This is a genomic window from Enterococcus hermanniensis (genome assembly GCF_001885945.1).
In the GTDB taxonomy this organism is placed as follows: domain Bacteria; phylum Bacillota; class Bacilli; order Lactobacillales; family Enterococcaceae; genus Enterococcus_A; species Enterococcus_A hermanniensis.
This window is the reverse complement of sequence record NZ_JXKQ01000025.1, coordinates 1-7,151: the sequence shown is the minus strand read 5'-3', so window position 1 is coordinate 7,151 and position 7,151 is coordinate 1. Positions and strand designations below refer to the sequence as shown.

Sequence of the window (7,151 nt, the reverse complement as noted above, 5' to 3'; positions counted from 1 at the left end):
TTTTTAACTTTGCAACAGAACCTTAATTCGTACTGTTTAATTGTTCCGTAATTTAAAGTGAAGAAACCCGCTGTTCTTGGGGTTATCGCTAGGAAAAAAATATTTGAAATATTATTGATAATGGAGCCTTGATATTCAATAGTCCTAGAAAAGAATGTACATCCTATTAGGATTAGCATGATTGTTGTTGCTAAAGCTAATTTACTTTGTAAACTCAGTCTCTTTCTTCTTATTTGAAGAAGATCAATCCAAACGATAAAACCTAACCCACCAAAAACTATAAGGAGACTAATTGTCAATAAAACAATTGGCATTTCAGTAAATGAAATCAGACTATTCCCAAACAAATCAAAACCAGCATTACAAAAAGCGGATATAGCATGGAAAATGCCAAACCAAATTTCTTGGGGTATTCCATATTTAGGAATAAATTGAGAAGATAAAATTGTAGCTCCTATAAATTGGATGAGAAAAGAAATTTTGAGGATTGATAAGGCTAACTTAAATTCACCAGACTTGGTTTCTAAATTCATTGAGTCCCTTAATAAAATTCGGGTACTAAAATTGATTCTTTTGCGTCGAATAGAAAAAAACAGTACAGGGATAGACATGAAACCTATTCCCCCAATTTCAATCAAAAATAAAATAACTATTTGACCGAACGCATTGAATTGGTTGTGAATAGCAAGAGGAGATAACCCAGTAACGCAAGTAGCGGATGTTGCAATAAAAAATGAATCTATCCAACTAATGTTTTGTCCGTATTTAGAACTTAGAGGAAGTTTTAATAAAACAGTTCCTATAACAATGATACAGGTAAAAATCATCGTAATTGTTCTAGCTGTAGAAATTTTTTTTCTGATTCTCTTTTTTTTATTAGTTCTCATTATTATCCTTCATGTTTAAGAAACTAGGTACATCTAAATATTAATACAAGTATTTTTCACTTATCTACTTTCTATGAAGTATGATTAATACTTATGAAAAGCGTACCATATTTCTGATCAGTTTTGGAGTTAAAAAACACAAAATATCTCGTTAAAAAAGCAATATACTCCCATAATAAGATTAAGAATAAAGTTTCTGCAATCATATTATAGGAGTATGTTATCACTAAAAATAGTTAACTTTAGTAGAGTTTTTTTGTGAAATGCTTTAATAAAAATGGGGAGCATAGTGTTGTAAACAGGATTACCAATATAAAAGCAGAATAATACTCTTTGCTAACTAAATGAGCTTGAACACCCAATTGAACAATGATTAAAGCCATTTCTCCTCGGGAAATCATCCCAGAGCCAACCATCAAACTACTATGATTATTGAATCCTGCTAGTTTCCCTCCGAAGTAGCCTCCGAACAATTTTGAAATAATCGCCAAAAGGGTCAAAAACAAAATTAATATCAGTTGCTTTCCAATTCCTGTAAAAGTAACTTCTAAGCCAATACTGACAAAGAAGACAGGAATAAAAACAGCATAACCTATCGCTTCAATATTATATTGAACTTCTTTCCACACCTCTGTTTGCCCAATAGCAACACCTGTAAAAAAAGACCCTATAACAGAACTTAATCCAATAAAATTAGCTAAATAGGACATGCTCAAACACAAAATAAGAGAAACAATAATTACTGAAGATTCAGCTAACAATTTGTTACTTAAACGCATTAGATAAGGCGCGCCCCAACGAATCAATAAATAGATTCCTATAAAAAAGAATACTTGTTCAACTAGCATAATTCCTAGTGTTTGATTGTTATCTCCTGAAGCTCCTAAAAAAGACATGCTTAGACTGACAATTAAAACCACTAATATATCATCAACCACAGAAGCTCCTAAGATTGTAGATCCCTCTTTTGTATTAACAACATTCAATTCTTTCAATACTTCTACTGAAATACTAACAGACGTAGCTGCTAAAATCAGACCTAAGTAAAAAGATTCGTTTAACGCAATATGGAAAAAATTACCTCCTAATGTTCCTAATATAACCGGAAACAAGATACCTAAAACAGCTACATACATTCCTGGACGAAAATATTTTCGCAGTAAAGAAAGATCACTTTCTATCCCCGCTAGAAACATTAAAAGTATAACTCCGATTTCGGAAAAATCTTCTACTAAAATATCTGGATGAACTATTTTTAATCCGGCGTTACCCAACAAAATACCCACTAATAACTGTCCAATAACAGCAGGAATGCCCAACCGCCTTGAAAAGTGCCCCGCTATAGTAGTGCTGACTAGGATCAGACACAAAACCCCTATGAACTCCATTATTTTTCATCCTCTTTCTTCTTAAAGTACTTATACCTATTTAGGATATATGATTTAGAATAGGAAATAAAATGTTGTGATTGATCGACTATTAACCTCAGAAAGGAATGCTTTGTAGTTGCCACTTTTATTTATATTGTGCTTTTAGTAAAATCTTTATTCACCATATCTTAATATTAAATAGTTCCTTAACTCCAGACAATATTAGTGTTGGTAATGCAGGAATAAAGAAGACTAGTAGATATATAGGAGTGCTTAAAGGCGCGGTCCCCATAACAATATTAAAAAATGGAATTATCGTAACTAAAAATGATGAAATCGCTGCAAAAGATACGGCCAAAATCAAACGTTTATTGCTGAAAGGGTTCCTTCTAAATAAAGTTTTTGAACTTCTTGCATCAAAGACATGCCAAAGTTGACCATAAACAAGAGTTAAGAAGGCCACTGTTTGCGCTTCATTACTAGACAAACCAGATTTGGCAGCAAGCCAAAATCCTAAAAACACCATCAGGCCCATTATTGTTCCTCGTATTAGTACTCTAGACCATGTATAATTAGCCAAAATTGATTCGTTCAAATTACGTGGATGATCTTTCATGATATCAGATTCAGCAATATCATATCCTAAAGAAAACGAAGGGACTGCATCACTAACCATGTTAACCCATAGTACCATTAGAGCTGTTAATGTCGGAGTTGCTCCTGAAACATTACCGATTGTATTAGTAAAGAAGAATAACCCGATAAGCAGGGATAAAACTTCAGCAACATTTGTTGTTAGCTCATGGCGCATAAAGTTTTTGATATTCCCATAAATAGTACGCCCGCTATGGACTGACTTTTCAATTGTAGTAAATTTATCATCTAATAGAATCAAGTCAGCAGAATCTTTCGTAACTTCTGTTCCAGCAATCCCCATGGCAATCCCAATATCAGCTGCACGAAGCGCTGGTGCATCGTTCACACCATCTCCTGTCATTGCAACAACTTGGTTATGAGCTTGTAATTGTTTAACAATTCTTTGCTTGTGCTCTGGGGAAACCCGAGCATACACATTGGTTAATCTGACTATTTTAAATAATTCTTCATCAGTCATGTTTTCTAATTCTATTCCTTTAATTACCGGAGCATTTTTATCAGTAACGATTCCTAACTCGTAGGCGATCGCACGGGCAGTTTTTTCATGATCACCTGTAATCATTACAACTTCAATATTCGCTTCATGAAGCGTTTTTATTGATTCTTTCACTTCTTCTCTAGCTGGATCTATAATTCCCGCCACACCACTAAGGATTAAATCCTGCTCCAATTCTGTAACATCGGCATTCATAGCTTCTTCTTTAGTTAGAGTTCGATGGGCTACCGCTAAAGTACGTAATGCTTGATCAGCATACTTTTCAACATTATTATTAAATGCTTGTTTAGCTTCTTCGGAATAATCAATAATAGTATCTACTAATACTCCCTTACTGTTTGTTAACAAAATATCTGGGGCACCTTTTGTATATATTTTGTATCCTTCTTCGTTTTTGACAATAATACTCATCATTTTACGACTACTTGTGAATGGCAATGTACGAATGATCGAATACTCTTCAATTAGATCTGATTTTTTGATTCCTGCCTTTTGCCCTAATACCGTTAAGGCAACTTCTGTTGGATTTCCCAAAGGTTTAAACTCTCCTTCGATTTCTCTAACAATTGAATCGTTGCACAAAATAGCTCCATATAAGAATTCCTCTATCTTAGTTATTGGCTGATCTATTTTACTTCTAATTGTTCCAATAGGTGAATACCCTGTTCCACTAACCTCATAGCCATTGCCATTCGCTGTAAATTTTATTACAGTCATTTCATTTTTAGTCAGCGTCCCCGTTTTATCAGAACAAACATAGGACATGCTACCTAATGTTTCAACACTATTTAAAGATTTAACCAGACCTTTATTTTTAGCCATTTTAGCAGCCCCTATTGTTAATACAATAGATAAAACCGCTGGTAAAGCATCAGGTATAGAGGCAACTGCAAGTGCAATCGATGTCGATAATACAGAAGAAATCGCTGTAATGTTAAATTCTCCAGCACGAATTATCCCTACAATAAAGGTTAATACGACTATACCGCCTGAAATCATCATAAGAATTCGTGTCAACTGATTTACAATACTTTGCAACGGAGATTTTTTTGATTCGACAGATTGAATCATGTGTACAATATTTCCTAATTCTGTGTTTTCTCCAACTCCAACTACAATACCTAACCCTTGACCATTTGTAACTGTTGAACCCGAAAAGCCCATATTTGTCTGATCTGCGGGTTCAACTGTCTCTTCAATAACGTCCGTCATTTTCAATATCGCATCCGTCTCACCAGTCAAATGTGATTCGACTACTTGTAATTCTTCAGAAACTATCCAGCGTACGTCAGCCTCTACAAAATCCCCTACCTGAACCCTAACAATATCGCCTACGACTAAGTCGTTTGCCAATATTTTCCCCCACTTTGAATCTCGTAGAACAGTAGTTTGTCGATTATTCATTTCTTTTAAAGCATCTAAACTTTTTCTAGCACTAATTTCCTGCCAAAACCCTAGACATGCATTAATTAAAATCAAAAACAAAATCGCAATTGCCTCGTAAAGTGCCTCAACTCCATGATGCTTATCGCCTTGTATTTGAAAAGCATAATACGAGCTTAGAAAAGAGAGGGCGACCGCGCCCAATAAAACAATAACGATGGGTTCTTTAAAACTTTTTAGAAAAACTTTCAAATATGAATCTTCAGTTTCCTCAGGGAGCTTATTTTCTCCATACAGTTCTCGGTGATTTAACACTTGCTCTTTAGTTAATCCACGATTTGATTGAACAGAAAACTCATTTAAAATTGACTCTTTCTTTTTTTTATAATAGTTCAAAAAATTATCCTCCTATTTTTACAAAAAAAAAGCGCAAACTTAAAGACCCTTCCTCACCCTTGGAAGACTTGTCTTGAAGCATACGCTCAACCTTTTAGTTATTCTATTAATCTACTTAATATACCATTTTCTAGAAAAACTTTCAACTAATATGGTATTCAGTGTTTTTATTGTTCAATAAATCATTTGCCTTTATTCTCTTTAAAACATAAGGATAGACGTCTTTTTTCTAAAAAAACACAATCCGTTTGTGTTACATTCACTTTTATAAATTTATGAAAAAAAGGGACTAATTGAATCAGTAATGTTTCTTAACCTCATAGGATAAACCATTCGATTCTCCCGTTCATACGGATAATCTATCAAAAACATTTGTGCATTCCGTAAAATTAGAAGCTCGTATTCATAACGTTCACACCCTTGAATTAAATTTACATAAGCTCCAACTGTGTGTTTATCTACATGAAGTTCCAAAACATTTTCATAGTTGAAAAATTCTTTATCCTTAGGATCAAATAGTAAACTACAGCTCATGAACCCGTTATCTGAGTAGTGACGACCAGCTTTATTTTCTTTCAAGACTGCTTTAATAACTATATCGGGTACATAGCGATACACCACTACATTTTCAGGAATTCTAGGAGCAAACAGCAACAAGGTAACTAATGCGTCATTATAGTTAGACTGATCGATAAAGATTCGAGATGTCTTTCTCAAATACCCATTTAGCTTTAACGATCCATAACCACAATAGTTTCTGATAGGATCATGCGTCCAAAAGTTCTCCATATAATTGATTAAATCATTCGTATTTCCGGGTCCATAAATATCTTCGTATTTTCTAGACCAATCACTATAATATTTTCTTGCCCATTTAATTGCCATGTCAATTGAAGTAAAGTGTTTGTATTTTGATTGATCACAAGGATCATACCTTTTCCCGTAAGGCTTTTTATGCATAGCAGCAAAAATCAAATTATCAAGAATAATTAGCACCTCGAATCCTTATTTTTTAACAGGTAGCCTTTTTAGTTTCTGTGTAAACATTAAGCAATTACATATACTTCTCAACAAAAATCTTTACTACTGCTTCAAATTCATCCTCAGTAAGATTTTCATAGTATCCGCCCTTAAAATAAGACAATCCCATGGTTAATGCTTGTATTGGTGTAAATTGTACAGACTTTAACTGATTTTCCATTGATTTGAATGCGGCGGATTGCTCTTCATTCATATAATCACCTTCCAAAATAGTTTTTGTTACCATCATATCAACAAAACGCATACATGAAAATCCTTAGTTAATTCTGATTGACTTTTTTGTAGTACCATGATTAAATCTAACCGAACGCACGTTCGTTTCATTCTTATTTAGGAGGTGCTTATCATGGATTGGAATGATAATCCAAAATTCATTTATGAAAAAGAACCTAGCCTCGATATTTTGTGTATCGACTGTAAAAGTTTTTATTCTTCAGTAGAATGCGTTGAGCGTGGTCTTAATCCTCTCACAACAAAGTTGGTGGTTATGAGCTATCCTTCAGACAATCCAGAAGAGAGGGGAAGTGGCTTGATTCTGGCATCGTCACCGGCTGCAAAGAAGGAATACGGCATTTCTAACGTGTCGCGTGCCAGAGATCTCCCTTTTCCTTATCCCGATGATTTGATCATTGCAGCACCTAGAATGTCTTACTACATGAAAAAGAATATGGAAATAAACAATGTTTACCGAAAGTATGCTGACGAAAACAACCACTCCGTCTTTTCGGTCGATGAAACATTCCTAGACGTCACTGATTCTTTAAAGTTATATGGCTGCACGACTGCTGATGAACTTGCGCGAATAATTCAGATCGATGTTTGCAGAACTACCGGGATTTACACAACCGTAGGAATTGGTGAAAACTGTTGGTTAGCTAAGGCTGCTCTTGATCTCTATATGTAAAGGGCCACGATAAAATG

General features: G+C 34.3%; 5 protein-coding genes and 1 pseudogene. 1 reads left to right on the top strand and 5 read right to left on the bottom strand.

Annotated elements, in window-relative coordinates:
• The 5 genes from RV04_RS12710 to RV04_RS12690 form a co-directional block, all read right to left on the bottom strand.
• The coding region (locus tag RV04_RS12710; protein WP_281246555.1) for a potassium transporter TrkG at nucleotides 1-887 on the bottom strand (887 nt) is incomplete at its 3' end.
• Between the two features lie 242 nt (nucleotides 888-1,129).
• Entirely contained in the window at nucleotides 1,130-2,275 is a 1,146-nt protein-coding gene (locus RV04_RS12705) for a cation:proton antiporter (RefSeq protein ID WP_071858825.1), read from the bottom strand.
• A gap of 160 nt (nucleotides 2,276-2,435) precedes the next feature.
• Complete coding sequence (locus RV04_RS12700; RefSeq protein ID WP_071858824.1) at nucleotides 2,436-5,189, bottom strand: cation-translocating P-type ATPase; 2,754 nt, start codon at nucleotides 5,187-5,189, stop codon at nucleotides 2,436-2,438.
• 273 nt (nucleotides 5,190-5,462) lie between these two features.
• A complete protein-coding gene (locus tag RV04_RS12695; protein ID WP_084405669.1) occupies nucleotides 5,463-6,185 on the bottom strand; it encodes an ADP-ribosyltransferase in 723 nt (240 codons plus the stop codon).
• A 58-nt stretch (nucleotides 6,186-6,243) separates the two neighbouring features.
• Nucleotides 6,244-6,474, bottom strand: coding sequence for a hypothetical protein (locus RV04_RS12690; RefSeq protein ID WP_071858823.1), 231 nt, complete (start codon nucleotides 6,472-6,474; stop codon nucleotides 6,244-6,246).
• A gap of 102 nt (nucleotides 6,475-6,576) precedes the next feature.
• Between RV04_RS12690 and RV04_RS12685 the strand changes: the two are divergent.
• Nucleotides 6,577-7,122, top strand: a pseudogene (locus RV04_RS12685) (Y-family DNA polymerase); the annotation flags it as partial.
• Between the last annotated feature and the right edge of the window lie 29 nt (nucleotides 7,123-7,151).

Excerpts from the sequence above, each read along its gene's own strand:
- RV04_RS12705 (WP_071858825.1), bottom strand. The coding sequence starts at position 2,275 with ATGGAGTTCATAGGGGTTTTGTGTCTGATCCTAGTCAGCACTACTATA.
- RV04_RS12690 (WP_071858823.1), bottom strand. The coding sequence starts at position 6,474 with ATGCGTTTTGTTGATATGATGGTAACAAAAACTATTTTGGAAGGTGAT.